Origin of the sequence: Streptomyces sp. 2-1, from assembly GCF_048564895.1 — a bacterium.
In the GTDB taxonomy this organism is placed as follows: Bacteria; Actinomycetota; Actinomycetes; order Streptomycetales; family Streptomycetaceae; genus Streptomyces; species Streptomyces phaeochromogenes.
Map to the genome: position 1 here is coordinate 7,294,945 of NZ_CP183383.1, position 26,080 is coordinate 7,321,024.

At 70.4% G+C, this 26,080-nt stretch carries 25 protein-coding genes and 2 tRNA genes; 18 read left to right on the forward strand and 9 right to left on the reverse strand.

Features of this window, described 5'->3' with window-relative positions; all coding sequences use genetic code 11:
- Positions 1-44: 44 nt before the first annotated feature.
- Positions 45-1,139 carry a PDZ domain-containing protein gene (locus ACN20J_RS32190; protein WP_190229733.1) on the forward strand — a complete coding sequence of 365 codons (1,095 nt, stop codon included), beginning with the start codon at positions 45-47 and terminating at the stop codon, positions 1,137-1,139.
- A 28-nt stretch (positions 1,140-1,167) separates the two neighbouring features.
- Here ACN20J_RS32190 and ACN20J_RS32195 read toward each other — a convergent pair whose 3' ends face one another.
- A complete protein-coding gene (locus ACN20J_RS32195) occupies positions 1,168-1,725 on the reverse strand; it encodes a PPA1309 family protein (protein ID WP_189837526.1) in 558 nt (185 codons plus the stop codon).
- 137 nt (positions 1,726-1,862) lie between these two features.
- Here ACN20J_RS32195 and ACN20J_RS32200 point away from each other — a divergent pair, with 137 nt between their 5' ends.
- From ACN20J_RS32200 to ACN20J_RS32215, 4 genes are all read left to right on the forward strand, one after another.
- Positions 1,863-4,790: a UPF0182 family protein gene (locus ACN20J_RS32200; RefSeq protein WP_190229779.1), complete on the forward strand. Its 2,928-nt coding sequence runs from the start codon at positions 1,863-1,865 to the stop codon at positions 4,788-4,790.
- A gap of 41 nt (positions 4,791-4,831) precedes the next feature.
- Positions 4,832-4,905, forward strand: a tRNA-Met gene (locus ACN20J_RS32205).
- Between the two features lie 272 nt (positions 4,906-5,177).
- Complete coding sequence (locus tag ACN20J_RS32210; RefSeq protein ID WP_362001440.1) at positions 5,178-6,983, forward strand: sel1 repeat family protein; 1,806 nt, start codon at positions 5,178-5,180, stop codon at positions 6,981-6,983.
- Between the two features lie 380 nt (positions 6,984-7,363).
- Positions 7,364-7,437 (forward strand) — tRNA-Met (locus ACN20J_RS32215).
- A 132-nt stretch (positions 7,438-7,569) separates the two neighbouring features.
- Here the strand turns inward: ACN20J_RS32215 and ACN20J_RS32220 are convergent.
- Positions 7,570-7,986 (reverse strand): Fur family transcriptional regulator, encoded by a 417-nt coding sequence (locus tag ACN20J_RS32220; RefSeq protein WP_388355144.1) that lies wholly within the window; start codon positions 7,984-7,986, stop codon positions 7,570-7,572.
- A 146-nt stretch (positions 7,987-8,132) separates the two neighbouring features.
- Between ACN20J_RS32220 and ACN20J_RS32225 the strand changes: the two genes are divergently transcribed.
- Complete coding sequence (locus ACN20J_RS32225; protein ID WP_361904230.1) at positions 8,133-9,605, forward strand: catalase; 1,473 nt, start codon at positions 8,133-8,135, stop codon at positions 9,603-9,605.
- Between the two features lie 161 nt (positions 9,606-9,766).
- Here the strand turns inward: ACN20J_RS32225 and ACN20J_RS32230 are convergent, their stop codons facing one another.
- Both ACN20J_RS32230 and hisN read right to left on the reverse strand, forming a co-directional pair.
- The gene (locus tag ACN20J_RS32230; protein ID WP_055617015.1) at positions 9,767-10,159 is read right to left on the reverse strand and encodes a cyclic nucleotide-binding/CBS domain-containing protein; all 393 of its coding nucleotides are present in this window, start codon (positions 10,157-10,159) and stop codon (positions 9,767-9,769) included.
- Between the two features lie 164 nt (positions 10,160-10,323).
- Positions 10,324-11,124 (reverse strand): histidinol-phosphatase, encoded by an 801-nt coding sequence (gene hisN, locus ACN20J_RS32235; protein WP_055617014.1) that lies wholly within the window; start codon positions 11,122-11,124, stop codon positions 10,324-10,326.
- A gap of 251 nt (positions 11,125-11,375) precedes the next feature.
- Here hisN and ACN20J_RS32240 point away from each other — a divergent pair, with 251 nt between their 5' ends.
- Positions 11,376-11,987, forward strand: a complete 612-nt coding sequence (locus tag ACN20J_RS32240; protein ID WP_189837528.1) for a TetR/AcrR family transcriptional regulator — start codon at positions 11,376-11,378, stop codon at positions 11,985-11,987.
- Positions 11,988-12,048: 61 nt separating this feature from the next.
- Here ACN20J_RS32240 and ACN20J_RS32245 read toward each other — a convergent pair whose 3' ends face one another.
- From ACN20J_RS32245 to ACN20J_RS32260, 4 genes are all read right to left on the reverse strand, one after another.
- Positions 12,049-12,372, reverse strand: a complete 324-nt coding sequence (locus ACN20J_RS32245) for a DMT family transporter (RefSeq protein ID WP_189837529.1) — start codon at positions 12,370-12,372, stop codon at positions 12,049-12,051.
- A 155-nt stretch (positions 12,373-12,527) separates the two neighbouring features.
- The gene (gene rsgA / locus ACN20J_RS32250) at positions 12,528-13,538 is read right to left on the reverse strand and encodes a ribosome small subunit-dependent GTPase A (protein WP_055617011.1); all 1,011 of its coding nucleotides are present in this window, start codon (positions 13,536-13,538) and stop codon (positions 12,528-12,530) included.
- Positions 13,539-13,554: 16 nt separating this feature from the next.
- The gene (gene aroA / locus ACN20J_RS32255; RefSeq protein ID WP_361904211.1) at positions 13,555-14,871 is read right to left on the reverse strand and encodes a 3-phosphoshikimate 1-carboxyvinyltransferase; all 1,317 of its coding nucleotides are present in this window, start codon (positions 14,869-14,871) and stop codon (positions 13,555-13,557) included.
- A gap of 130 nt (positions 14,872-15,001) precedes the next feature.
- Entirely contained in the window at positions 15,002-15,724 is a 723-nt protein-coding gene (locus ACN20J_RS32260; RefSeq protein ID WP_189837531.1) for a M50 family metallopeptidase, read from the reverse strand.
- A 50-nt stretch (positions 15,725-15,774) separates the two neighbouring features.
- Between ACN20J_RS32260 and ACN20J_RS32265 the strand changes: the two genes are divergently transcribed.
- The 4 genes from ACN20J_RS32265 (at position 15,775) to rsrA (ending at position 18,590) form a co-directional block, all read left to right on the forward strand.
- The gene (locus ACN20J_RS32265; protein ID WP_189837532.1) at positions 15,775-16,590 is read left to right on the forward strand and encodes an SOS response-associated peptidase; all 816 of its coding nucleotides are present in this window, start codon (positions 15,775-15,777) and stop codon (positions 16,588-16,590) included.
- A gap of 49 nt (positions 16,591-16,639) precedes the next feature.
- Positions 16,640-17,314, forward strand: a complete 675-nt coding sequence (locus ACN20J_RS32270; RefSeq protein WP_419669000.1) for an alpha/beta family hydrolase — start codon at positions 16,640-16,642, stop codon at positions 17,312-17,314.
- A 281-nt stretch (positions 17,315-17,595) separates the two neighbouring features.
- Positions 17,596-18,276, forward strand: a complete 681-nt coding sequence (sigR, locus tag ACN20J_RS32275) for an RNA polymerase sigma factor SigR (protein ID WP_189837533.1) — start codon at positions 17,596-17,598, stop codon at positions 18,274-18,276.
- A complete protein-coding gene (rsrA, locus tag ACN20J_RS32280) occupies positions 18,273-18,590 on the forward strand; it encodes a mycothiol system anti-sigma-R factor (RefSeq protein ID WP_055617006.1) in 318 nt (105 codons plus the stop codon). Before sigR ends, rsrA begins: the two co-directional genes overlap by 4 nt.
- Before the next feature lie 158 nt (positions 18,591-18,748).
- Here rsrA and ACN20J_RS32285 read toward each other — a convergent pair whose 3' ends face one another.
- The gene (locus ACN20J_RS32285; protein WP_190229737.1) at positions 18,749-19,114 is read right to left on the reverse strand and encodes a hypothetical protein; all 366 of its coding nucleotides are present in this window, start codon (positions 19,112-19,114) and stop codon (positions 18,749-18,751) included.
- Positions 19,115-19,274: 160 nt separating this feature from the next.
- Between ACN20J_RS32285 and ACN20J_RS32290 the strand changes: the two genes are divergently transcribed.
- The 7 genes from ACN20J_RS32290 (at position 19,275) to ACN20J_RS32320 (ending at position 25,976) form a co-directional block, all read left to right on the forward strand.
- A complete protein-coding gene (locus tag ACN20J_RS32290; protein WP_246575279.1) occupies positions 19,275-19,640 on the forward strand; it encodes a hypothetical protein in 366 nt (121 codons plus the stop codon).
- Positions 19,637-20,593 carry a DUF4388 domain-containing protein gene (locus tag ACN20J_RS32295; RefSeq protein ID WP_419667376.1) on the forward strand — a complete coding sequence of 319 codons (957 nt, stop codon included), beginning with the start codon at positions 19,637-19,639 and terminating at the stop codon, positions 20,591-20,593. The genes ACN20J_RS32290 and ACN20J_RS32295 overlap by 4 nt, the downstream gene beginning before the upstream one ends.
- A gap of 287 nt (positions 20,594-20,880) precedes the next feature.
- The gene (locus ACN20J_RS32300) at positions 20,881-21,060 is read left to right on the forward strand and encodes a hypothetical protein (RefSeq protein ID WP_189838534.1); all 180 of its coding nucleotides are present in this window, start codon (positions 20,881-20,883) and stop codon (positions 21,058-21,060) included.
- Positions 21,061-21,123: 63 nt separating this feature from the next.
- The gene (locus tag ACN20J_RS32305; protein ID WP_055617004.1) at positions 21,124-21,513 is read left to right on the forward strand and encodes a roadblock/LC7 domain-containing protein; all 390 of its coding nucleotides are present in this window, start codon (positions 21,124-21,126) and stop codon (positions 21,511-21,513) included.
- A 304-nt stretch (positions 21,514-21,817) separates the two neighbouring features.
- Positions 21,818-23,212, forward strand: a complete 1,395-nt coding sequence (locus tag ACN20J_RS32310) for an HD-GYP domain-containing protein (RefSeq protein WP_364196858.1) — start codon at positions 21,818-21,820, stop codon at positions 23,210-23,212.
- Positions 23,213-23,624: 412 nt separating this feature from the next.
- Positions 23,625-24,878, forward strand: coding sequence for an HD-GYP domain-containing protein (locus ACN20J_RS32315; protein WP_419667377.1), 1,254 nt, complete (start codon positions 23,625-23,627; stop codon positions 24,876-24,878).
- A 117-nt stretch (positions 24,879-24,995) separates the two neighbouring features.
- Entirely contained in the window at positions 24,996-25,976 is a 981-nt protein-coding gene (locus ACN20J_RS32320) for a tetratricopeptide repeat protein (protein ID WP_190229740.1), read from the forward strand.
- The last annotated feature ends 104 nt before the right edge of the window (positions 25,977-26,080 follow it).

The following is a 26,080-nucleotide window of genomic DNA, read 5'->3' on the forward strand; positions in this document are numbered from 1 at the left end:
GGCCCTGACGGTGCGCTGACAGACCGGTCCCGTACTGTCGTTCCATGCCACGCCGCACCGCGACGATGCTCGCCTCCACCCTGATGCTGATCGCGCTCCTGTGCGCGGGAGTCTTCATCAATGTGCCGTATTCGGAGATGTCACCGGGTCCGACGGTGAACACACTCGGTCAGCACGACGGCGAGCCGGTGCTCCAGATCTCAGGTCGCAAGACCTACGCGACGACCGGGCATCTGAACATGACCACCGTCCGGGTCACCAGCGCCGACTACAAGATGAACCTCGTCGAGGCCGTGTACGGGTGGCTGGCCCACGACAACAAGGTCGTTCCGCACGACACGCTCTATCCGAACGGCAAGACGGAGGAGCAGTCGACGCAGGAGAACGCCGAGGAGTTCAGCCAGTCCCAGGAGAGCGCCAAGGTCGCGGCCCTCAAGGAACTGAAGATCCCGGTGAAGTCCTGGGTGATCGTCTCCACCGTCGTCAAGGACACCCCCGCCGAGGGCCGGCTGCACGCCGGTGACGTCATCAAGGCCGTCGACGGTACGACGGTGAAGGCGCCCGACGACGTCGCGAAGCTGGTCACCAAGCACAAGCCCGGTGAGAAGGTCGTCTTCACGATCGTGCCCGCCAAGGAACAGGCCGCCGCCGAGAAGGAGGACAGGACGGCGACCAAAACCGAGGAGATCACGATCACCACAGCCAAGTCCGACGACTCCGGCGAGCAGCGCGCGATCGTCGGCATCTCGGCCGGGACCGACCACACGCTGCCGTTCACCATCGACATCAAGCTCGCCGACGTCGGCGGCCCCAGCGCCGGCCTGATGTTCGCCCTCGGCATCGTCGACAAGCTGACGCCGGGCAACCTCACCGGCGGCAAGTTCGTCGCCGGCACCGGAACCATCACCGACGACGGCACGGTCGGCCCGATCGGCGGCATCGAGATGAAGACGGTCGGCGCCCGCGACAAGGGCGCCCAGTACTTCCTGACGCCCAAGGACAACTGCGCGGCCGCCTCCCGCGACGTCCCCGACGGGCTCACGCTCGTCAAGGTCGACACCATCGACGACGCGATGAGCGCCCTCAAGGACATCCGCGGCGGCAACACGGCCGACCTGCCGAAGTGCACCAAGAGTTAGGGCACCCGGCGGGCCGGCCCGCTCCGCGCTACTCCGCGAACGTCGCCGTCAGGGCGTCGGCCAGGCCCGGCACGAGGTCCGAGCCGGTGAGGACGTCCGTCGCCGCGTCCTTCTCGCGCAGTCGCAGCGCCGACTCGCGCTTCCCGCCGCGCAGTACCGCGACGGTCATCCGGACCTCCTGGCGCTCCGGGTGCTCGGCGACCCACTTCGCCAGCCGCTTCTCGTCGAGGCCGTCCGGTACGGACGCCTCCGCGGACGGCGGGAGCATCAGCCGCTCCACGGACAGGGCGCAGCCGACCACCGCGTCCGGCCAGGCGATGGTGCCGAGGAACTCGTCCAGCGGGCTGCCCGCGGGGAGTTCGTCCTGCTCAATCGGGGTAAGGGTGCCCTCTGGGGCGTCTTCGGTCAGACCGAGGCGCTCGGCGAGCCCCGGTTCCTGGGAGCGCAGCCGGCCGGTGTCGACCAGGGCGAAGAGACGGGCGGGCTGGTCCCAGCCGAGCCCCGCTACGTACTCGTCGATCTCGAGGACGGCACGGGTGAGTGGCCCGGCCGCCATGGGTGTGCCTGAGGAGGCGGTGTTGGACATGGTCACAATCCTGCCTCGTTCGGCCCCCGAAGCGGGAACCGAGTAAAGCATCAGTAAGTTGCATAGATGTGGCCCGGCGTTTGCGGGGCCCCCAGATACCAACAGCGAACTTCGAGGTGCGCACCTTGGCTTTCCAGATGCCGGACCGCGGCGGAGGCCCGACGGGGCCACGGATCAGAGTGGGCCGACCGTCCCGGCGCGTCCGGACCCTGCTCATGACACTGGGCGTACTGGCCGTGCTGGCCATGGCCTTCGTCATGTTCGCGGGGTTCTGGACGGACTGGCTCTGGTATCGGTCGGTCAAGTATTCGTCCGTCTTCACGACCACCCTGTGGACCAAGATCGGCCTGTTCTTCGTCTTCGGACTGCTGATGGCCACGGCCGTCGGCGTGAACATCTGGCTGGCCCACCGGCTGAGGCCGCCACTGAGCGCCATGTCGATGGAGCAACAGAACCTCGACCGCTACCGCATGGGCGTGGCCCCGTACAAGAAGTGGATTCTGCTCGGGATCACCGCCCTGGTCGGGCTGATCGCGGGCGCCTCCGCGGCGGGCCAGTGGCGTACGTGGCTGCTGTGGGTGAACGGAGTGCCCTTCAACCAGAAGGACCCCCAGTTCCACCTGGACATCGCCTTCTACGCCTTCGACCTTCCCTGGTACCGCTTCCTGCTGGGCTTCGGATTCGCTGCCGCGATCCTTTCGGTGATCGCCGCCGCGCTGACCCACTACCTGTACGGCGGGCTGCGCATCACCAGCCCCGGAGCGCGCGCCACGGCCGCGGCCACCGGGCATCTCTCGGTGCTGCTCGGCCTCTTCGTCGCCCTGAAGGCGGTCGCGTACTGGCTCGACCGGTACGGCCTCGCGGTGAAGTCCAGTGACTTCAAGGCGACGGACAACTGGACGGGCCTGAGGTACGTCGACGCGAACGCGTATCTGCCCGCCAAGACGATCCTGTTCTGCATCGCCGTCATCTGCGCCCTGCTGTTCTTCGCCACGCTGTGGCGGCGCACCTGGCAGCTGCCCGTCATCGGCTTCGGCCTGATGGTGCTCTCGGCGATCCTGATCGGCGGTCTGTATCCGGCGATCGTCCAGAAGTTCCAGGTCCAGCCGAACGAGCAGGCCAAGGAAGCGCCGTACGTCGACAAGAACATCAAGGCGACGCGCGAGGCCTACGGCATCGACGACGCCAAGGTGACGGACTACTCGGGCAAGGGCGGCACCGAGAACGCCCAGCAGATCCGCAAGGACGCCGACTCGGCCGCCAGCTACCGGCTGATCGACCCGAACGTCGTCTCGCCGGCCTTCCAGCAGCTCCAGCAGGAGCGCAAGTACTACCAGTTCCCCTCCACGCTCGACGTCGACCGGTACACGGACGCCGACGGCAAGGAGCAGGACACCGTCATCGGTCTGCGCGAGCTGAACCTGAACGGCATCCCGAAGAGCAACTGGATCAACGACCACTTCACGTACACCCACGGCTACGGCGCGGTCGCGGCCAGGGGCACGGCGACCGGTTCCGATCCGCCGGGTTCCCCGGACTTCTCGGAGTCGGGGCTGCCGACCACCGGTGACCTCGGCAAGTACGAGCAGCGGATCTACTACGGGGAGAAGACCGAGCAGTACTCCATCGTGGGCGGCCCGCAGAAGGAGCTCGACTACGAGGAGAACGGCGAGAAGACCACCAGCTACAAGGGCAAGAGCGGCGTCAACCTCGCCAACCCGATCAACCGCGCCGCGTACGCGGTGGCGTTCGGCGAGCCGCAGATGTTCTATTCGGGCGCGATCGGCGAGGGTTCCCGGATCCTCTACAACCGCACGCCCAAGGAGCGCGTCGAGGCCGTGGCCCCGTGGCTGACCATCGACGGCGACGCCTATCCGGCGATCGTGGACGGCAAGATCCAGTGGATCGTCGACGCCTACACGACGACCAACGGGTACCCCTACGCGTCCCGTACGACGCTGGGGGACACCACCGCGGACTCGCTGACCGACAACCAGCGGGCGGTGGTGGCGCAGCAGAACCGCGTCAACTACATCCGCAACTCGGTGAAGGCGACCGTCGACGCGTACGACGGCTCGGTCAAGCTCTACCAGTGGGACACCAAGGACCCGGTCCTCAAGACCTGGATGAAGGCGTTCCCCGACACGGTGAAGCCGAAGACCGACATCAGCGATTCGCTGATGGAGCACCTGCGCTACCCGCAGGACCTGTTCAAGGTCCAGCGCGAGCTGCTCACCCGCTACCACGTCACCGACGCCGCCCAGTTCTACAGCGGCAGTGACGCCTGGCAGGTGCCGGACGACCCGACCAACAAGGACAGCAGTGCGGTCCCGCCGTACTACCTGAGCCTGAAGATGCCGGGACAGAACGCGCAGCAGTTCTCGCTGACCACGACCTTCACGCCCAACGGGCGCCCGAACCTGGGGGCGTTCATGGCGGTGGACGCGGACGCGGCCAGTAAGGACTACGGCACGATAAGGCTGTTGAGAGTGACCTCCACGGTGAGAGGTCCACAACAGGTGCAGAGCGAGCTCAACAGCAACGCCGACGTCGCCGAGTTCGTCCGCAACCTCAGAGGCACGGACTCCGACATCGAGTACGGAAACCTGCTGACCGTGCCACTCAACGGCGGGTTCCTGTACATCGAGCCGGTGTACGCGCGCGGCGGCACGTCCAACTACCCGCTGCTGAGAAAGGTGGGCGTCGCCTACGGCGACCAGACCGTCTTCAAGGACACCCTCGCCGAAGGGCTGAACACGGTCTTCGGAGTGGACGGCGAGGAGACCACGGAGCCACCACCCAAGGACGGTGAGACCCCGAAGCCACCGACGACGGGCGACACCGACCTGGCGAAGGCCATCGCCGACGCCGAGGACGCCTACAAGGCCGGCGAGGAAGCGCTCAAGAAGGGCGACTGGGACGCGTACGGCAAGGCCCAGGAAGACCTTCAGGACGCGATCCAGCGGGCCTCCGAGGCCGAGCAGAAGGCCAGCTCGGCCAGTGGTGCCAACAGCGATGCGGACAAGGAAAAGAGCGGTCAACAGGACGGTGACCAGGGCAGTTGAGTCGACCCACCCCGCGCCGTGGTACGGTTGCAACACAACGGCGCGGGGTGGAGCAGTTCGGTAGCTCGCTGGGCTCATAACCCAGAGGTCGCAGGTTCAAATCCTGTCCCCGCTACTGAAGTAGAAGGACCCGGATCCTCAAAGGATCCGGGTCCTTCTGCGTGCGCGGACCCAGTTCGGCCCGGTTCGGGCCGAGTTCGGACCGTGCGGGGATCGCGTGCGTGTACCCATCGCTCATCAGTGCTGCTGAAGCGAAGGCTGCGCCATCCGCCTGGAGTTGGGAAATCTGTGTTTCACTTGTCTCTCTGTGGGCATGTCGACAAAACGCTGAAGTGACCTCACTGGCTGCGGTATACCAGGTGTACCCAGGTTGCAGGTGGTGCGACGATGGACGTTATGGGGGACAAGGCAACTCTGTTGGAGACAGGGCGGTTTGTGCAGCCTTCCGACCGGGACGAGACCGGCGAGGCTGCGGAGGAGGCTCGTCGACGACTCGCCGCGGAGGCGGGCGACGTCGAGGCGATGAGCGTTCTCGGAGCCATGCTGCTCCGCCGCGGTGATCTCGACGGGGCCGAGCCTCAGCTGCGCGCTGCCACGGCGGCCGGTGACCGGGCCGCCGCCAACAACCTGGGTGTCCTCCTGCATCAGCGCGGATACGCCGAGGAGGCGGCCGGCTGGTGGCGGATCGCCGCCGTCGCCGGATCCGCTGCCGCCGCGCACGCGCTGGGCCGCCACCACCGCGAGCGCGGGGACGAGCCCGCCGCCGAGTACTGGCTGCGGCAGTCCGCCGAGCAGGGACACGCCCTCGGCGCGTACGCGCTCGCCGACCTCCTGGAGCACCGTGGTGATGCCGGTGCCGTGGACTGGATGCGGGCCGCCGCCGAGCGGGGGCACCGCGAGGCTGCGTACCGGCTCGCGCGGACGCTGGACCGCAAGGCCGTGCAGGCGGGCGAGGACGACGGTGACAACGGTGTCGCGGCGACCATCGCCGCGCAGGCCGAGCAGTGGTACCGGCAGGCTGCCGCGCGCGGTCACCGGCGGGCCGCGCTGCACCTCGGCGCGATCCTGGAGAGGCGCGGGGAGCTCAAGGAGGCCGGGCGCTGGTACCTGACCTCCGCCAAGGACGGCGAGGCGCGGGCCGCCTGCGCGCTCGGGTTCCTGCTGCGGGACGCGGGCGACACCGAGAGCGCCGCCGTGTGGTGGCTGCGGGCCGCCCAGGACGGCGACGGGAACGCCGCCAACGCGCTGGGCGCGCTGCACGCCGAGCGGGGCGAGACCCAGACCGCCGAGCGGTGGTACCGGGCCGCGATGGATGCCGGCGATGTGAACGGCGCGTACAACCTCGGGCTGCTCTGCGCCGAGCAGGCGCGGACCGCGCAGGCCGAGCAGTGGTACCGGCGCGCGGCGTACGCGGGGCACCGGGAGGCCGCGAACGCGCTGGCCATCCTGCTGCTGCAGGTCGGTGACGCGTCCGGGGCCGAGCCGTGGTTCTCCAAGGCCGCGGAGGCCGGGAGCGTGGACGCCGCCTTCAACCTCGGGATCCTGCACGCCGGGCGGGGCGAGGACGCGGCGGCCCTGCGGTGGTACGAGCGGGCCGCTGCCGCCGGGCACACCGAGGCCGCGCTGCAGGTGGGGATCGCGCGCCTTCGGGACGGGGACGAGCGGGCCGCCGAGCGGCACCTTCGGTGTGCCGCGGGTGGGGGGAGCGCGGAGGCGGCCTATCGGCTGGCCACCGTGCTCGACGCGCGGCGGCCGCCTGCGCCCGCGCACGAGTTGGGGGAGCCGGCCACCGAGAAGAGTGAGTGCGAGGAGTGGTACGAGCGGGCTGCCTCCCAGGGGCATCGGCGGGCTCAGGTGCGGGTGGGGATGCTCGCCTCTGCGCGCGGGGATGTGGTGGACGCGGCTCGGTGGTATCGGGAGGCTGCGGAGGCGGGGTCTCGGAACGGGGCGTTCAATCTTGGGCTGTTGCTTGCCCGGGAGGGGAGTGAGCCGGAGGCTGCTCTGTGGTGGACTCGGGCTGCTGATGCGGGGCATGGGCGGGCGGCTTTGCGGCTTGCCCTCGTCTACGCGCGTCGGGGGGAGTTGGCGGAGGGGCAGCGGTGGGCTGATCGGGCCGTGTCGCTCGGGCCCGAGGAGGTGTCCGAGCGGGCGGCTCGGTTGCGGGATGCGTTGCGGCAGGAGTTGTCGGCGTGACGGCGGGGCGGGGGTGAGTTTTTCGCCCCCGCCGCCCCTTCCTATTCCCGTCCCTTACTCAGGGGCTCCGCCCCCGAACCCCCGGATCGCGCTGAACGCGCTCGTCCTCAAACGCCGGACGGGCTGATGGGGGTGGGTGGGGGATCGGCCTGAACGGCCTCGTCCTCAAGCGCCGGACGGGCTGAGAGTGTCGGCCTGGGCTGCGAAGGCGCCCCATCAGGGGCGGGGAACTGCGCGCCCAGCCACGCACCACCCGCACCCACACATCAGGCAAGCGACCCTCCACATCAGCCCCTCCGGCGTTTGCGGAGTGGGGATCCGGGGGCGCGAGGAACTGATTTGCACTGGTCGGCGCCGGTGACGTACTGTTCAGACATCGCCGCGGGGTGGAGCAGCTCGGTAGCTCGCTGGGCTCATAACCCAGAGGTCGCAGGTTCAAATCCTGTCCCCGCTACTGAAGACCGAAGGCCCGGAACCAATGGTTCCGGGCCTTCGGTGTGTTCGGAGGCAAGAGCAAGGGCGCGAGAGATGTTGAAAGCCCCGGCCTTCTTGTGGCCGGGGCTTCGAGGGGTGTTGAGGTAGGTCGTCAGGCCGTCGTGCAGTTCGGGCATACGCCTCTGTATGTGACCTCGACGCCCGAGACCGTGAAGCCGAAGCGCTCGGAGTCGGGGAGGTCCGCCAGTGGGTTGCCGCCCGGGTGGACGTCCTTGATCGCGCCGCACTGGGCGCAGACCAGGTGGTGGTGCGGACTGTGCGCGTTCGGGTCGTACCGCTTCGCGCGCTTGTCCGTGGCGACTTCCAGCACCTCGCCGAGCGAGACCAGCTCACCCAGCGTGTTGTAGACGGTCGCCCTGGAGATCTCGGGCAGCTTGGCCACGGCCCTGGCGTGGACCTCGTCGGCCGTCAGATGGACGTGATCGCCGTCGAGGACCTCGGCCACGACGCGCCGCTGCGCGGTCATGCGCCAGCCGCGTCCGCGCAGTCGTTCCAACAGGTCGCTCATACCACCAAGCCTAACAGCAAGGAGGCCCAGTTTCCGAACAGGTGTGACTTTGGAGCACTCCTTGACTTAGACATTGTCTATTGTAGGATCGAGTTCGGCTTTGGCTGAGGGACAGGACCAGCGGAGTCGGCAGGGATCGGCAAGGAATTACGCAGGAGGCGCACGTGACTCAGGGACCGCTTACGACGGAAGCCGGCGCGCCGGTGGCCGACAACCAGAACAGCGAGACCGCGGGGATCGGCGGACCTGTTCTCGTCCAGGACCAGCTCCTCCTGGAGAAGCTCGCGCACTTCAACCGCGAGCGCATCCCGGAGCGTGTGGTGCACGCCCGTGGCGCCGGCGCCTACGGCACCTTCACGGTCACCGCCGATGTCAGCCGGTACACGCGCGCCCACTTCCTCTCCGAGGTCGGCAGGCGGACCGAGACCTTCCTGCGCTTCTCGACCGTGGCCGGCAACCTCGGTTCGGCCGACGCCGTCCGTGACCCGCGTGGCTGGGCGCTGAAGTTCTACACCGAAGAGGGCAACTACGACCTCGTCGGCAACAACACCCCGGTGTTCTTCATCAAGGACGCCATCAAGTTCCCCGACTTCATCCACACGCAGAAGCGCGACCCGTACACGGGCTCCCAGGAGGCCGACAACGTCTGGGACTTCTGGGGGCTCAGCCCGGAGAGCACCCACCAGGTGACCTGGCTCTTCGGTGACCGCGGCATCCCCGCCTCGTACCGCCACATGAACGGCTACGGCTCGCACACCTACCAGTGGAACAACGAGGCCGGCGAGGTCTTCTGGGTCAAGTACCACTTCAAGACCGACCAGGGCATCAAGAACCTGACGACCGAGGAGGCCGTGAACGTCTCCGGTCTCGACCCCGACTCGCACCAGCGCGATCTGCGCGAGTCGATCGAGCGCGGCGACTTCCCGACCTGGACCGTGCAGGTGCAGATCATGCCGGCGGCCGACGCGGCGACGTACCGCTTCAATCCGTTCGACCTCACCAAGGTGTGGCCGCACGAGGACTACCCGCCCATCGAGATCGGCAGGCTGGAGCTCAACCGCAACCCGGAGAACGTCTTCGCCGAGGTCGAGCAGTCCGTCTTCAGCCCCGCGCACTTCGTGCCCGGCATCGGGCCCTCGCCCGACAAGATGCTCCAGGGCCGCCTGTTCGCGTACGGCGACGCCCACCGTTACCGCGTCGGCGTCAACGCCGACCACCTGCCGGTGAACCGTCCGCACGCCACCGAGGCGCGTACGCACTCACGTGACGGTTTCCTGTACGACGGCCGCCACAAGGGTGCCAAGAACTACGAGCCGAACAGCTTCGGCGGCCCGTTCCAGACGGATCGGCCGCTCTGGCAGGCGACCGCGAACTTCACGGCCGGCACCGGCAATCACGAGGCCCCGGTCCACTCCGAGGACGACGACTTCGTGCAGGCGGGCAACCTCTACCGCCTGATGTCCGAGGGCGAGAAGGGCCGTCTGATCGACAACCTCGCGGGCTTCATCGCGAAGGTCTCGCGCGACGACATCGCCGAGCGCGCGATCGACAACTTCCGTCAGGCCGACGGAGACTTCGGCAAGCGGCTGGAAGCCGCGGTCCAGGCCCTGCGCGGCTGACGCCAGCACTGGAACGCTTGTCGTCGAAGAGCGGGCCGGATCTCCCGTACCGGAGATCCGGCTCGTTCGCTTTCCGGGTGGTCAGGTCTCCAACTGTGCTCAAGGAGAGCCGGGTTGAAGCAGAGTCGGGTTGAAGGAGAGCCGGGTCGGAGTAGAGCCGCTCAGGCCGGGGCGTGCTGTCGCAGGGGTGCCCAGCAGCGGATGATGTCGCGGACCGAGACGATGCCGACCGGCTCGCCGCGGTCGAGGACGACGAGGTGGCGGAAACCGCCGTGGGTCATGGCGAGCGACGCCTCCTCCAGCGTCCAGGTCGGGGCGGCGAACACCACGTCGGTGGTCGTGTGGGCGTGGGCCCGCTCGGCGTCCGGGCTCTGGCCCAGGCCTACGGAGTTGAGGATGTCGCGCTCGGTGAGAATGCCGAGCCCGCCTTCGTCGGGGTCGAGAACCACGGCCGCGCCCACGCGGCGTGCGGACATCAGCGCGGCGGCCTGCCGGAGGGTGTGAGCGGGTCCGATGGTGAGGACCACCGTGCTCATGGCGTCGCGGACGAGCATGGACGGAGCCACCTCCTACGAATCCGTTAGTTAACGGATTCACAAGTTCACAAGTGGGGGGACTCTCAGAGTCGCAGTTAAAGAGACGGTCAACAAGAGGGCGCGTGCAGGCGATATTTGGGGCGCTTTCTCGTCTGCCGGTGCCTCAACTGCCCCCGGGCGCCTCAGTAGCGCTGGTTCAGATAACCCAGCAGCTCGTCGTGGAGGATGCCGTTCGAAGCGGCCGCGTTTCCGCTGTGCGGGCCCGGGCGGCCGTCGAGGCCGGTGAAGGAGCCGCCCGCCTCGGTCACGACGATCGCGGTCGCCGCCATGTCCCACAGCGACAGTTCGGGCTCCGCGCAGATGTCGACCGAGCCCTCGGCGACCATCATGTACGGCCAGAAGTCGCCGTACGCGCGTGTGCGCCACACCTCGCGGGTCAGGTCGAGGAAGCCGTCGAGCAGGCTGCGCTCCTCCCAGCCGCTCAGCGAGGAGTACGCGAAGGACGCGTCCCGCATGCGCGAGACCTGGGAGACCTTGAGCCGGGACGCGGACGACAGGCTGCGGCCGGTGAACGCGCCGTGCCCCTTCGCCGCCCACCAGCGGCGGCTCAGCGCGGGTGCGGAGACCACGCCGACGACCGGCTGATAGCCGCCCTCGCTCGCCTCCATCAGTGCGATGAGCGTCGCCCAGACGGGCACGCCGCGTACGTAGTTCTTGGTGCCGTCGATCGGGTCGATCACCCAGCGGCGGGGGCCCGTGCCCTCGACGCCGTACTCCTCGCCGAGGATCGCGTCCCGCGGCCGTGCCCGTTGGAGGTGGCCGCGGATCAGCTCCTCGGCGGCCTTGTCGGCCTCGCTCACCGGGGTCATGTCCGGCTTGGTCTCGACCTTGAGGTCGAGCGCCTTGAACCGGTCCATCGTCGCGGCGTCGGCGGCGTCCGCCAGGACATGGGCGAGGCGCAGGTCATCGCGATAGTCGGGCATGAGCGAACCGTATCTTCCGGGTCGCTCCGCGGGGAACGGGGGGAGACCGGGGGTTGTGTTACAGGTGCGGGTCGGATGTCGCCGGTCGCGCCCCGCTGTGGACGGTCGCACCCCGCGACGAGCCGCGGTTCGGCGCAGCCGCGCGCCCCTCGGCGGTGCTTGGCGCCCCCTGGTCGTGTCGCGAACCCTTGACAGTGCCTCCGTGCGCGTCAACTCTGAAGCGCAGAGCCGATCGCCCCAGGGAGGCGACGATGCCTGCAGCGCGGGAATCCCTACTGGACGCCGCCTACACGGCGCTCGGACGCCGTCCGTGGTCCGCCGTGCGGATGGTCGACGTGGCCGCCGCGGCCGGGGTTTCCCGGCAGACCCTCTACAACGAGTTCGGCAGCAAGGACGGCCTCGCGCGTGCGCTCGTACGGCGGGAGGCCGACGCGTATCTCGCGGGGGTCGAGCGGGCTCTGGTGAGCCGTACGGAGCCTCGGGAGCGGTTGGCCGCGGCGGCGGAGTGGACGGTGTCGGCGGCCCGGGGCAACGCGCTGGTGCGGGCGATGCTCACGGGGTGCTGGGCGGAGCGGCTGCCCTCGCCCACCCTGTCCGCGGTGCCGTCCTCGTCGGCCGTGCCCGCTCAGCGCAGGGCCGATGGGCCGTTGCCGTCGCCGGGGGACTTCGTGGGACTGGTGCGGGACAGGGCCGTCGCGTCGCTGGCCGTGCCGGGGGCGTCGAAGTCCGAGGCCTCGGAGCTGGCCCGGGCCTGTGAACTCGTGGTGCGGCTGGGGGTGTCGTGCGTGCTTGCCCCTGCCGGGGAGGGCGGTACGGCGGGGATGGTTCGGGATGCTTTAACGACTGTGCGGTCGGTGAGTTGAGCGCGGCTGCGGGTGGGCGGGCACGGACCGATCAGTGATCGGTGGCCAGTGACCGGTGGTCCTAGTGGGACGAGCCCGACAGCTGCAGGCCGATGACTCCTATGATCACCAGGGAGATCGAGATGATCTTCAGGGTGGAGACCAGGTCGTCGAGGAAGATCATGCCGTAGATGGCGGTGCCGGCGGCGCCGATGCCGGTCCAGACCGCGTACGCCGGGCCCACGTCGAGCTTCTTGAGGGACAGGGTGAGCAGGCCGAAGCTGCCCAGGGCGAAGATGCAGAAGGCCACCGTGGGCCAGAGTCTCGTGAAGCCGTGGGAGAGCTTGAGGCAGACGGCGAAACCCGTCTCCAGGAGCCCCGCAACGACAACCAGCAGCCACGCCATGTGATGCCCTCCCACGCTCCGTGACCGCTTCGTCTCGCTTGCATCCCGCTTGGTGCGATTATGCCTTTACCGTCGCAGCGGGGATGCAAACAACACTGAGGTCAAACGGAGATCGGTCGGGATCGCTCCGAGATCGGCCGGAGGTCAGCCGGAGGTCAGTCCCCCTCGCGCCGCTCGCGCGTGGAGAGCAGCCGGCGCAGCGAGTAGAGGCGCGCCGGATCCGCGTGCCCCTCGGCCACCCACGCGTCCAGTGCGCAGTCCGGTTCGTCATGGCTGCACGCGCGCGGGCAGCCCTCGGTACCGGGCTCCAGGTCCGGGAAGGCCTTGATGACCCGGGACGGGTCCACATGGTGCAGGCCGAAGGACCGTACGCCCGGCGTGTCGACGACCCAGCCGTCGTTGTCGGGCAGGGGGATCGCCCGCGCCGACGTCGTGGTGTGCCGGCCGCGGCCGGTGACCGCGTTGACCACGCCCGTCGAGCGCCGCCGCTCCCGCGACACGAGCGCGTTGACCAGCGTGGTCTTGCCGACGCCCGAGTGGCCCACGAACGCCGTGATCTTGCCGTCCAGCTGCTTGTGCACGCGGTCCAGCGCCTCGCCGCTCTCCAGCTCCTGACGGCTCGTCACGACGTACGGGACGCCCAACGCCCCGTACATCTCCAGGAGTTCGTCCGGCGGGGCCAGGTCCGACTTCGTCAGGACCAGCAGGGGGTCCAGACCGCCGTCGTACGCCGCCACCAGACAGCGGTCGATGAGGCGCGGGCGGGGCTCGGGGTCGGCCAGGGCCGTGACGATGGCCAGCTGGTCGGCGTTGGCGACGACCACACGCTCGTACGGATCGTCGTCGTCGGCCGTGCGGCGCAGCACGGAGGTGCGCGGCTCGATGCGGACGATGCGGGCGAGGGTGTCCTTCTCGCCGGACAGGTCGCCGACGATGGCCACCCGGTCGCCGACGACCGCGGCCTTGCGGCCCAGTTCGCGGGCCTTCATCGCCATGACGACCCGGTCGTCCACCAGACAGGTCAGACGGCCCCGGTCGACGGTGACGACCATGCCCTCGACCGCCTCCTCGTGCTTGGGGCGGATGTTCGTACGAGGCCGGTTGCCCTTGCGGTTCGGGCGCTGGCGGATGTCGTCCTCGTCGGTGTGCTTGCCGTAACGGCGCATGATCCTGGTCCGCCCGTCAGTTCCCGAGCATTCCGGTCCACAGATCGGGGAAGTCCGGCAGGGTCTTCGCCGTCGTCGCCACGTTCTCGATCTGTACGCCGTCGACCGCGAGACCGATGATCGCGCCCGCGGTGGCCATGCGGTGGTCGTCGTACGTGTGGAAGACCCCGCCGTGCAGCGCGCGCGGGCGGATGTGGAGGCCGTCCGCGGTCTCGGTGACGTCGCCGCCCAGTTCGTTGATCTCCTTGGTGAGCGCGGCCAGCCGGTCCGTCTCGTGCAGACGCAGATGGGCCACGCCGCGGAGGGTGGAGGGGGAGTCGGCGAGGGCCGCGACCGCCGCGATGCCCGGGGTCAGCTCGCCGACCTCGCCCAGGTCCACGTCGATGCCGTGGATCGAGCCGGAGCCGGTGAACTCCAGGCCCCGGTCGGTCAGTTCGCAGGAACCGCCCATCTCGGTGAAGATCTCACGCAGCTTGTCGCCGGGCTGGGTGGTGCGCAGCGGCCAGTCCGGGATGACGACCCTGCCGCCGGTGACCAGGGCGGACGCCAGGAACGGCTGGGCGTTCGACAGGTCCGGCTCGACGGTGAGGTCGCGGCCGAGGAGCGCGCCCGGCGTGACCCGCCAGACGTTCGGCTCGCCGCCCGACTCCGGGGTGTCCACCTGGGCGCCGATCGAGCGCAGCATGTCGACGGTCATCCGGATGTGCGGCATGGAAGGGAGCCTGGAGCCCGTGTGCCGTACCTCCACGCCCTGGTTGAAGCGCGGGCCGGACAGCAGCAGCGCCGACACGAACTGGGACGACGAGGACGCGTCGATCTCCACCGGGCCGCCCTCCAGCGCCCCGGAGCCGTGCACGGTCAGCGGCAGCGCGCCGCGGCTGTCGTCGTCGATCCGGGCGCCGAGGGCACGCAGCGCGTCGATCACTCCGTGCAGGGGGCGCTCGTACGAACGCGGGTCGCCGTCGAAGCGGATGGGGCCGTCCGCGAGGGCGGCGACCGGGGGCAGGAAGCGCATCACCGTGCCGGCGTTGCCGACGTCGACCGTCGCCGGGCCGTGCAGGCCCGAGGGGATGACACGCCAGGCCTCGCCGGAGCCGTCAGGGCCGACGCCCTCCTCGATGCCCACGCCCATCGCACGCAGGGCGCCGGCCATCAGGAGGGTGTCGCGGGAGCGGAGGGGGCGGCGCAGCCAGCCGGGCTCCGCCGCGAGGGCGGCGAGGACGAGGGCGCGGTTGGTGACCGACTTGGACCCGGGCACGTGGACCGTCGCGTCGACGGCTCCGCTCGCGTGCGGGGCGGGCCAGAGGGCGGTGTGTGCGGCGTTAACGGGCATGCCCTCACTTTAATGGGGGTTCGCTCTGCTGGGTTTGGCCGGGAAAGTGGGTCGTGGAGTTGGGTGCGGGTGCGTTGTGGCTGGTCGCGCAGTTCCCCGCGCCCCTGAAGACCCCCCTCCGGGGGAGCCTTCACAAACCCAGCAGCCACCTGCCCCCGCCCATCAGGGAGCACAGCGACACCGCGTGGAACAGGAACAGCCACAGGCCCGCCGGGACGTGGGTCAGGCGGGAGAGCTGGTCGGCGTCCGAGTCGCCGGCTCCGCCGCGGCTGCGCTTCATCTGGAGTTCGAAGGCCGGGCGGACGCCGCCGAGGAGGAGGAACCAGACGACGGCGTAGGCGAAGGCGGCCTGGACCTGGGGGCCGGCCAGCCAGGAGACCACCACGAAGGTGCCGCCGGTGAGGAGGACCGTGAGGGCGCCGTACGCGTTGCGGATCATCACCAGCATCGCCACGAGGAGCAGGGTGGCCAGCCACAGCAGGGCCGTGATGTGGCCCGCGGCCAGCAGCGCGGCGCCGCCGAGGCCGAGCAGCGGGGGAGCGGTGTAGCCGGAGGCCGCCGTGAGGATCATGCCGAGGCCGGTCGGTTTGCCGCGGCTGACGGTGAGGCCGCTGGTGTCGGAGTGCAGCCGGATGCCGCTGAGGCTGCGACCGGTGAGCAGTGCCACCAGACCGTGGCCGCCCTCGTGCGCGATGGTGATGGCGTTGCGCGAGAGCCGCCAGACGTTGTGCGGGACGATCACGGCCAGTGCCGCGACCATCGTGGCTATGACCACCCAGGTGTCCGGGTCGGGCTGGCTCCCGAAAACCTCGTCCCAGAGGGAGGCCAGCGAGGTGGCGGCGATGCTGTCCATTGTGGGGTTGGGCTCCCTCGGGTCGTATGGAATCTGGCAGTGTTGCACGTATGTGCGGACGGTATGCAGCGAGTCGTGGACCCGAGGATCTCGCAGGAATCTTTGAGATCGAGAAGTGGGAGCCGGAGGAGGCTCTGGCCCCCGACTTCAACGTGGCTCCCACCAAAGAGGTCTACGCGGTCCTGGACCGTCCTCTTAAGGACGCGGCAGACCCGAAGCCGGTTCGGCAGCTGCGCACGCTGAAGTGGGGCCTCGTCCCGTCCTGGTCGAAGACCCCCGAGGGCGGTGCCCGGATGATCAACGCCCGGGCCGAGACCGTCCACGAGAAGCCCTCGTACCGGCGGGCCTTCGCCACCCGGCGCTGCATCATCCCCGCCGACGGCTATTACGAGTGGGTGACCGCTTCCGGCGAGCGCGAGCTGGAGGTCGAGGGCAAGAAGAAGCGGCCCCGCAAGCAGCCGTACTTCGTGCTCCCCGCCGACGGGTCCGTCTTCGCGATGGCCGGGCTCTACGAGTTCTGGCGGGACAAGACGCTGCCCGACGACCATCCGCGGGCCTGGTGGGTGACGTGCTCCGTCATCACCACGGAGGCCGAGACCTCGCCGCTCGCCGTCGGACCGGAGGAGGGGCCGCGCGCGCTGGCCGACATCCACCCGCGCATGCCCCTGATGCTCACCCCGGACCGCTGGGACTCCTGGCTCGACCCGTCCCGTACGGACGTCGAGGACCTGCGCTCCCTGCTCGAGCCTCCCCCGGAGGGGCTGATGCGGGCGTACCCCGTCTCCACGGCCGTGAGCAATGTCCGCAACAACGGGCCGGAGCTGCTGAAGGAGCTGGAGGGGCCCGAAGAGGGCACACTCTTCTGACGTGACGGATCAGACGGGCCTGACGGGCCTGACGGGCCAGAAGGAACAGATGGGTCATATGGGTCACCTGGCGGAGATCGTCGAGACCATCGACACCGACGCGGGTACGGCCCGCGTCACCTGGCACCGGGCGAGGAAGGCGCGGCTGGTGCTGGCCGTGAGCCATGGCGCCGGCGGCGGGATCGAGGCGCGGGACCTGCGGGCGCTCGCCGCGGAGCTGCCCGGGCACGGTGTGAGCGTGGCCCTCGTCGAGCAGCCCTGGCGGGTGGCGGGCAAGAAGCTCGCGCCCGCGCCGAAGACGCTGGACGTGGGATGGCGGGGCGTCTGGCCCCTCCTGGCGAAGCCCGGTCTGCCCGTGATCGCGGGCGGACGCAGCGCCGGAGCCCGCGTCGCCTGCCGCACGGCCACCGAACTCGGCGCCCACGCCGTCCTCGCACTCAGCTTCCCCCTCCACCCGCCGGGCAAGCCGGAGAAGTCCCGCGCCGATGAACTGCTCGGGGCCGGGGTGCCCACGCTCGTCGTCCAGGGCGGCAACGACCCGTTCGGCAGACCGGAGGAGTTCCCGGAGGGTCCGTACGAGTCCCCGGAGAACGCGTACGAGATGGTCGAGGTGCCGTACGGCGATCATGGCTTCGCCGTGCCGAAGCGGGCCCCTCTCGACCAGGACCAGGCCCTGAAGATCATCACCGATGGCGTACTGAAATGGACCTCGTCACTCGGGTGACGAGTGGACCCCATCACTCGGGTGACCCCCGGGAATGCTGAGCCCCGGGCCACTGTTGTGCGGATCAGACGGCACGACACGTGCTGTGAGAAGTCGCATGAGAGGAAGTCCGCCGCATGGGTTCGACCATCTGCCCGAGCCGTAGCAGCAGCGCTGACCTGGAGTGGTCGGTTCTGCATGCGGCAAAGACCACCCCTATTCGGGCGGCGGCCGGGCCGGATCGTCGTCTATCCTCCGATTCTGGTGGGTCCGGTTTCGGTCCTGCCCAGACTCTGGAGGAGGTGGGTCCGGTCACAGGGACCGACGCAGGGACCGAACACGGCCAGGCGGAGCAGCCCGAGGGCCCGGGCAGCGGCGAGTCGACCGCCGAGCGCAGTGCGCGCTTCGAGCGGGACGCGCTGGAGTTCCTCGACCAGATGTACTCGGCCGCGCTGCGCATGACGCGGAACCCGGCCGACGCCGAGGACCTGGTGCAGGAGACGTACGCGAAGGCGTACGCGTCCTTCCACCAGTTCCGTGAGGGCACCAACCTCAAGGCGTGGCTGTACAGGATCCTCACCAACACCTTCATCAACTCGTACCGCAAGAAGCAGCGCGAGCCCCAGCGGTCGGCCGCCGAGGAGATCGAGGACTGGCAGCTGGCGCGCGCCGAGTCGCACATGTCGACGGGTCTGCGCTCCGCCGAGTCGCAGGCGCTCGACCACCTGCCCGACTCGGACGTGAAGTCGGCGCTGCAGGCGATCCCGGAGGAATTCCGTATCGCCGTCTATCTCGCTGACGTAGAGGGCTTTGCGTACAAGGAGATCGCGGACATCATGGGGACACCCATCGGTACGGTGATGTCCCGGCTGCACCGGGGCCGCCGCCAGTTGCGCGGCATGCTCGAGGACTACGCGAAGGACCGCGGCCTGGTCCCGGCGGGCGCCGGGGAGTCGGACGGAACGAAAGGCTCGGGCTCATGAGCTGCGGAGAGCCGCACGAGACGGACTGCAGTGAAGTACTCGATCATCTCTACGAGTTCCTCGACCGGGAGATGCCGGATGCCGACTGCACCAAGTTCGAGGTGCACTTCGAGGAGTGCTCCCCGTGCTTGGAGAAGTACGGCCTCGAGCAGGCCGTGAAGAAGCTGGTCAAGCGGTGCTGCGGCCATGACGACGTGCCGACCGACCTTCGGGCGAAGGTCATGGGCCGTATCGAGCTGATCCGCTCGGGCGAGACCGTGCCCGAGCACGATGTCGCCGTCGCCGACATCCGGGGCGCGGCCACCGAGGGCTGACACCCTCCTCGGTGCCTATGCGTCTCGCCAGGCTCTCTCCGCCCACGCTCTCTACGCGCTGCCGGTCCTGATACCGGCTCCGCTCGCCACGCTGCCCGCGGCCGGACCGGGTCGACCGGTCCGGCCGCGGGCAGTGGTGTGAGACGTCCGGGTCGTTTTCAGACCTCCAGGCCGTTCTCGATCCGCTTCAGGCTGTGCCTGGCCAGCGCCAGGTTGCTGCGGTTGCGGTCGAGCGCGAGGTAGAGGAACAGTGTGCCGCTGCTGCTGCCGAGCGGGCGGATCAGGTGGTACTGCTGGCCCAGCGTGATCAGGATGTCCTCGATGGTGTCGTCCATGGCCAGCGACGCCAGCGTGCGCATCTTCGAGCGCACCACCTCGGTGTTGCCCGCGGCGGCCAGCTCCAGGTCGAGCGACGGGCCCCCGCCGAGCGTGCCGAGCGACATTCCGCTTTCGTAGTCGACGAGGGCGATGCCGATGGCCCCGTCCACGGTCATGGCTTCCTTGAGCGCGGTCTCGATGTTCACGTTGCCCCAATTCCTCAGTGACGCTGACGGTCGTTGCTCGTACAACTACGATCGAACACAAGTGGCTTGTGCGTCACAAAACATCAAATTTGTTACCTGTTGCGTTAGTTGATGTTCAAAGTACTGTGCGACGTTCGGACGTGAAGGGGGAAACGGGGAAATGACAACGGCCGTTGAAGCCTCCCTGGCCCGGCTCCTCGACTCCCCGGGGGTCACGGGTGTCGCCCTGGTCGACGCGGTCACGGGCCTCACCTACGGGGTGGCCGGCGACGCCGAGGAGGCCGCGGGCGGTGCGGAGTGTGCCGAACTCGCCGCGCTCATCGCCGAACGGCTCGGACGGGCGGGCGCCGAGGGGGAGTTGGAGAGCGTGATCACGACCAGCGCGCGGCGCCACCAGGTGCTGCTCGCGGTGACACGGCCGGCCGGCGACCCCCTGCTGCTGGCGGCGGGCATGGACCGGGAGCGGGCCAACCTGGCGCTCGCCACGCGGAGTCTGGGCGACCGCGTCGCAGAGGTGCTCGCATGACGGGAGCCCCGGCGCGCAATCTGCCCGCGCTTCTGCAGGGGCTGCACGAGGAGGGCTTCACCGGCACGGTGCGGGTCTCCGGCGCCCCGGGCGGAACGATTCATCTGAGGGACGGTCTGATCGGCGCGGTCGAGACACCGGGCGCGCCGACCGCCACCTCGGTCCTGCTCACACCGGGCCGGATCGACGACGAGGCCTGGCTGGCCGCGTGTGCGGCGGAGCGTGATGTGGACCGGCTGGGCGGGCAGTTGGTGGCCGCGGGCCTGATCGGCGCCGCCGAACTGGAGGTCGTGTGCACCGCGGCCGTGTTTGACGCGGCCTTCGCCATGGCGCTCGGCCCGCCCGGTAGTTGGACACTGAGCGACCCGGAACCCACCCTCCTCGCCGTGCCGGGCGTGGAACCGCGGCGGCTGACCGAGGAGACCACCCGGCGCATGGCACAGCTCTCCGGCCCGTGGGGGGCGCCGGGAGAACTCGCGCGTGTGCGGCCCACACCGGTTCCGGGCCCCGGGCCCGGCCGCTGGCTGTCGCACCGCCTTCAGGCCGCGCTGAACACCGTCAACGGGCGCCGTACGGCCCGGGACATCGCCTTCACGCTCGGCCGCGGGCTGTACGCGGTCATGCTGGACCTGACCCGCCTGGAAGCTCTGGAACTCGTCCGGTGGGAGGCGGGCAGGGAACCCGGCGCCAGGCCGAGCACCGCGCCGCGCGTACTGCCCGAACGTCGCTCCGCGACACCGCAGCCGTCGAGGTCGGGCGGCGGGTCAGGGGCAGGGTCGGGGTCAGCGTCCGGGTTCGGGTCGCAGTCCAGGGCCGAACCGCTGCCGAGGCGCAGGCCCGGCGGTGCGTCGAGGGTGGGAGAGGGCCCGGCACGGGAGGGTCCGGCGGGCCAATGGCCCGCGGAGGGAAGCAATGCTTTTGCCGCAGGGACGGACGGGGGGACGGGGGGGTAGTGAGTTCACGCCGACGTCGGGCAGCGATGCGCCGACGGAGCACGGAGGCCGAAGCGAGGCGGGCCGCGAAACGGCGGACACGAGCACCGGACGCGGACGCCCCACAGGCGCGGTCCGGACGCTCCGCCGAATCCGGCACTCCATCGCAGGTTCCACAGGCACCGCACGTTCCACAGACACCGCAGGACCAAGAGGTGCCCCAGGCGCAACAGGTCCCGCAGGTGCAACAGGTCTCACAAGCACCGCCGTCGCGACCGTTATCCCCGGTCGGCAGACCGCCGCTGCCCGTGCGGGGCGCCGCGGCCTCGTCGTCCGGGGCCGACGGGGACACCGCCGGTGAATCTCCGGGGGCGCAGCCGTTCGTGCTCCCCATGCTCTCGCCCGAGGACCTGGCCGCCGACCAACCCTCGGTCGACATGCTGCGCCGTGTCCGCCGGGGCCTGACGGGACTGCCGGAATCCGACTGACCCCTTGGCACGTGCCACTTGGACCGTACCAGGACTGCATATGCCCTTAGCAAGGAGCTCGTCATGAGTGAACAGCCGCCGCCCAGTCCCCTGACGGAGATCCTGACCTCGCTGCGCGACCGGGTGATGGGGATATCCCAGAGCGTTCTGTCCACGGCGGACGGCCTCCTCGTCGTCCACGACTCGGACTCCGTCCACCCCGAGTCCGTCGCCGCGCTGGCCGCCGCGACGCTCGGGGTGGGGCGGCGGATGGCGGACCAGGCGGGCGTCGGCGCGCTCCGCGAGGTGGTGGCGAGGTGCGGCTCCGGGCACGTCATCGTGATGGCGGTCGGCGACCGGGCTCTGCTGACCGTCATGGGGGACGACGGTCTCGACATCCCCGCGTTCCAGCGCGAGTCACCGGCGACGGTGGAACAGCTGAGCCGGGCGCTGGCGGCCGATGTGGCGCACTGATGGCTTCTTCGACGAGGCGCTGAAGGCGTTCTGACAGTGCTCTGACGGCGTTCTGGCGGTGCTCTCAAGGCGTTCTGGCGTTGCACTCAAGGCGGACGCCCTGACGGCGCAGCGCCCCGCGCGTACCCGGCTCACTCGAACGGGCGAATCGTTCCATGCTTCGCCCGAGCCGTGCCCGGCCGTCCTATCGTCCATGTCCCAAGGCCTGTACGGGGCTTGTGGTCCCAGGGCCGGTACGGGGCCTGTGCCGGAGCCGCCCCGCCCGGTCGGCCGACAGGGGCCGGGCCACAGGGAAGGGGACGCCATGCGGCCGGTTTCGCCGTGGGCGCGTGTCTACGTCGTCTGCACCGCGCTCGGAGCGGCGTGCTGTGCTCTTCCGCTGCCGGCCACGCACGCCCCGTGGGGTGCGGTGGTGCTCTTCGCGGCGCTCTGCGCGGGGTGCGAAGGGCTCGCCGGAAGCCGGTTCGCGGCGGGCCGCACACCCGAGGGCGCGGGGGTGGCCGGGGAACCGGGCGGTTCCCCCAGGTGGCACACGCCCGTGATCCTCGCCGCGGCCTTTCTGCTGCCGCCTCCGGCCGCGGCGCTCGTGGCCCTGCCGGGGGCGCTGCTGACCCGGGTCGAGCAGCGTCCGCGGTGGCTGCGCCGGGTGTGGCGGGCCGGGCAGCTCGCGCTCGCGGCGTGGGCCGCCTCCTGGGTGCACTGGGCGCTGGACGGGCGGGACGCGGTCCTCTCGTCCCACTTCCCGTACGTCCTCGTGACCGCCGGCGCGGCCGTCGTGGCGTTCTGCCTGGTGCTGACCGTGCTCGACGGCGGGATCCTGGTGCTCGCCGAGCGGGTGCCCGTACGGAGTGCCTGGCGCGGCCTCTTCCTCCGCTCGCTCGCGCCCGTCGCCGTGCACGGGCTCGCCGGGCTGATGATGGCGGTGCTCTGGCGCAGTCCGTACGGGCCGGTCTCCGCGCTGCTCGTGCTGTTGCCGATGTACGTGTCGTGGTGGGTGTTCGCCCAGTACCACCGGGAACGCGCCGCCCACCAGGCGACCATCCGGGCGCTCGTGCAGGCCGTCGACATCAAGGACGGGTACACGCGCGGGCACAGCGAGCGGGTGGGGCAGGCGTCGATGGTGATCGCGCGCGAACTGGGCATGGACGACGAGCGGGCCGAGGTGCTCAGGTTCGCCGGGATCCTCCACGACGTCGGCAAACTCGGGGTCCCCACGCGGCTGTTGCGCAAGGACGGGCCGCTGACGCCCGAGGAGCGGCGGGTGATCGAGCTGCATCCCGAGTACGGGCACGAGATGGTGCGCGGGATCGGGTTCCTGGGGGAGGCCAGGTCGGCGATCCTCCACCACCACGAGCGGCTGGACGGGAGTGGGTATCCGTACGGGCTCAAGGGGGGCCAGATCCCGGAGTTCGCGCGGGTGGTGGCGGTGGCGGACGCCTTCGACGCGATGACGTCCACCCGGTCGTACCGGCGGGCGCGGCCTGTGCCGGCCGCGCTGGAGGAGTTGGAGCGGTGTGCGGGGGCGCAGTTCGATCCGCGGATGGTGGAGGCGCTCGTGCGGGGGCTTGCCCGGAGGGGGTGGCATCCCGTGGTGACGGCGGACGAAACGCCGCTGCGCGGCGAGCCTCACCCACCCGCTCCGCCCGTTTCCAGCACGCCACCAGGTCAACGCAAAAGCCTCGACGGAACCAGACCATGAGGGCCCCCGGCAACACCGCGCCCTCACAAGCCACCGACCACCACGCCCACCGCCGGGCACCCGCGCCCCATTCCGCCCGCCGGGCACCCGCGCCCCACTCCGCTCGCCGGGCACCCGCGCCCCATTCCGCCCGCCGAGCGCCCGCGCCCCACTCCGCTCGCCGGGCACCCGCGCCCCACTCCGCCTGCCGAGCAGCCGCCCCCCACTCCGCCCGCCGAGCGCCCGCGCCCCACTCCACCCGCCGAGCGCCCGCGCCCCACTCCGCCCGCCGAGCAGCCGCCTCCCCCTCCACCCGCCGAGCGCCTGCGCCCCACTCCACCCGCCGAGCGCCCGCGCCCCACTCCACCCGCCGAGCACCCGCCCCCCACTCCACCCGCCGAGTCCCCGTCCGCGCGGTCCGTCGGAGGTCCCCGTGAACCCGTCGCGCCCCCCGTCCGTGCTCACCCTCGCCCGTGCCACCGCCGCCCTCCTCGCGGGCGGCGCCCTCGTCGCCACCCTCTGGCACGGCCTCGACGAGCGCGGGGTGGCTCTCGCGTTCGGGGTGCTGATCGCCGTTGGGGAGCTGGGGCGGTGGGGTGGGGCCGAGCAGCGGGAGTCGGCGCCGCTCGGGGCGGCCGGGGCGCTGGCGTACGCGCTGCTGGGGGAGAACGGCGGGCAGAGCACCCACCACGGGGTTCTGCAGACCGTCGCCGTCGTCGTGGCGGCGTCGCTGGTGGGGTGCGTGCCTCACGTGGCCAAGGGGCACGGGCCCACCGCCGACCACCTCACCCGGCGCGTCCTGACCGTCGCCTTCGCCGCAGTCTGCTTCCAACCTCTCTACAACCAGGGCAGGTTGAGGGAGTGGGCCGAGGACGGACCCACGTACGCGGCCCTCGTCGTCGCGCTGCTTGTGCTGAGCGCGCTGTGGGACGCCGTACTGGCCGCCGCCATGGCGCACGCGCGGACGCGCTGGCCGTTCGGGCCGCTGCTGCGGGACGAGCTGCGGGGCACGCTCGGCATCGGGTCGGCGGTCTGCGCGACCGGTGCCGTGATGGCGCTCGCGGTCGCCGTCGCCGGCCTGTGGGCGCTGCCCGTGTTCTCCCTGCCGCTGCTGCTCACCCAGCTGTCCTTCCGGCGGTACGCGGCCGTGCGGACCACCTACCGCCAGACCATCGCCTCCCTCGCCCGGGCCACCGAGATCGCCGGCTACACCCCGGCGGGGCATGCCAGACGCGTGGCCGCGCTCAGCCGGGCCGTCGGCCGTGAGCTGGGGCTTTCCGAGCCCGAACTGACCGTTCTGGAGTACGCCGCCCTGATGCACGACATCGGTCAGCTGTCCCTCGTCGATCCCGTTCCCGCGGGGGCCACGGCCTCCCTCGCCCCCGACGACCAGCGGCGCATCGCCCTGCTCGGCGGCGCCGTGGTGCGCCAGACCGGAGTGGACGCCGAGGTCGCCGTGGTGGTGGAGCGCCAGGCGGACCCGTACCGCGAACAGCCGGTCAGCGCCAGAATCGTACGGGCGGTCAACGCGTACGAGGAGAAAGCCCGGGAAGCAGGTCCCGGCGGGCCCCTCAAGGCGTTGGAGGAGCTGAGGCTCGGCACCGCCCGGGACTATCAGCCCGAGGTGGTGGAGTCGCTGGCCAGGGTGCTGGCGAGGGGCAGTCTTATGCTGCCCCTGGCTGGGTAACCCATGGGTAATGAGCGCCCGTCCGACCGTCCGTGGTTGGATGCGAGGAAGAGGACATCAGGGGGCACAGTCCAGCCCGAGGCTGCACGCTCTTCAACGAACTGGCAGGCGGGAATCGTGAGGATCTTCGGCAAGGGACGGCACCGGCCCTCCGCCTCATGGCGGCAGGCCACCGACCGTGCGTTCACGCTGATCGGCGACGGCCGGTACGAGGACGCGGGAGCGCTGCTGACGCGCGCCGCGGACCTGGAGCCCTGGCTGTCCGAGTCCTGGTTCAACCTCGCGCTCCTGCACAAGTTCCGGCACGACTGGGAGCAGGCGCGGGCGGCCGGTCTCAGGGCCGTGGCACTGCTCGACCGGGAGACCGGGGCCCCTGATTGGTGGAACGTCGGCATCGCGGCCACCGCCCTTCAGGACTGGCCGCTCGCGCGGCGCGCCTGGCAGGCCTACGGACTGCGGGTGCCCGGCGGTGCCACCGCATCGGGCGAACCGATGGGCATGGACCTCGGCAGCGCGGCCGTACGGCTGTCGCCCGAGGGCGAGGCCGAGGTCGTGTGGGGGCGGCGGCTGGACCCCGCCCGCATCGAGGTCCTCTCCATTCCGCTGCCGTCCTCCGGGCGGCGCTGGGGCGAGGTCGTGCTGCACGACGGGGTTCCGCACGGTGAGCGGACGACCGCCGCCGGCCACTCCTACCCCGTGTTCGACGAGATCGAGCTGTGGGCGCCCTCTCCCGTGCCGACCTGGGTGGTGCTCCTGGAGGCGGAGACCGAGGACGACCGGAACGCCCTGGAGCGGCTGGCGGCAGACGCCGGGTTCGCCGCGGAGGACTGGTCGTCGTCCGTTCGGCTGCTCTGCCGGATGTGTTCCGAGTCCCGGATGCCGTCCGACGAGGGGGACGGAGAGCATCTCGATCCGCACGACCACAGTGAGCCGGGGCATCCGGGGCCCCTCGGGCACCGGACCGACGGGCAGCTGTGGGTGCCCGAGCGGGAGTGCGGGCTCGCCGCCCCCGCGTCGTTGGTGCGGGGGTTGCTGGACGGGTGGGTTGCCGACAGCCCGGATTCCAGGGACTGGCGGGATCTTGAAGAGGTTTGTTAGGGGCAGCGTCGGGGGTTTGTAGGTGGCGGCTTGCCGTGGCTGGTCGCGCAGTTCCCCGCGCCCCTAAAGGGGCGCCCCCTGTCGGGGGGCGTGCCACCGTACCC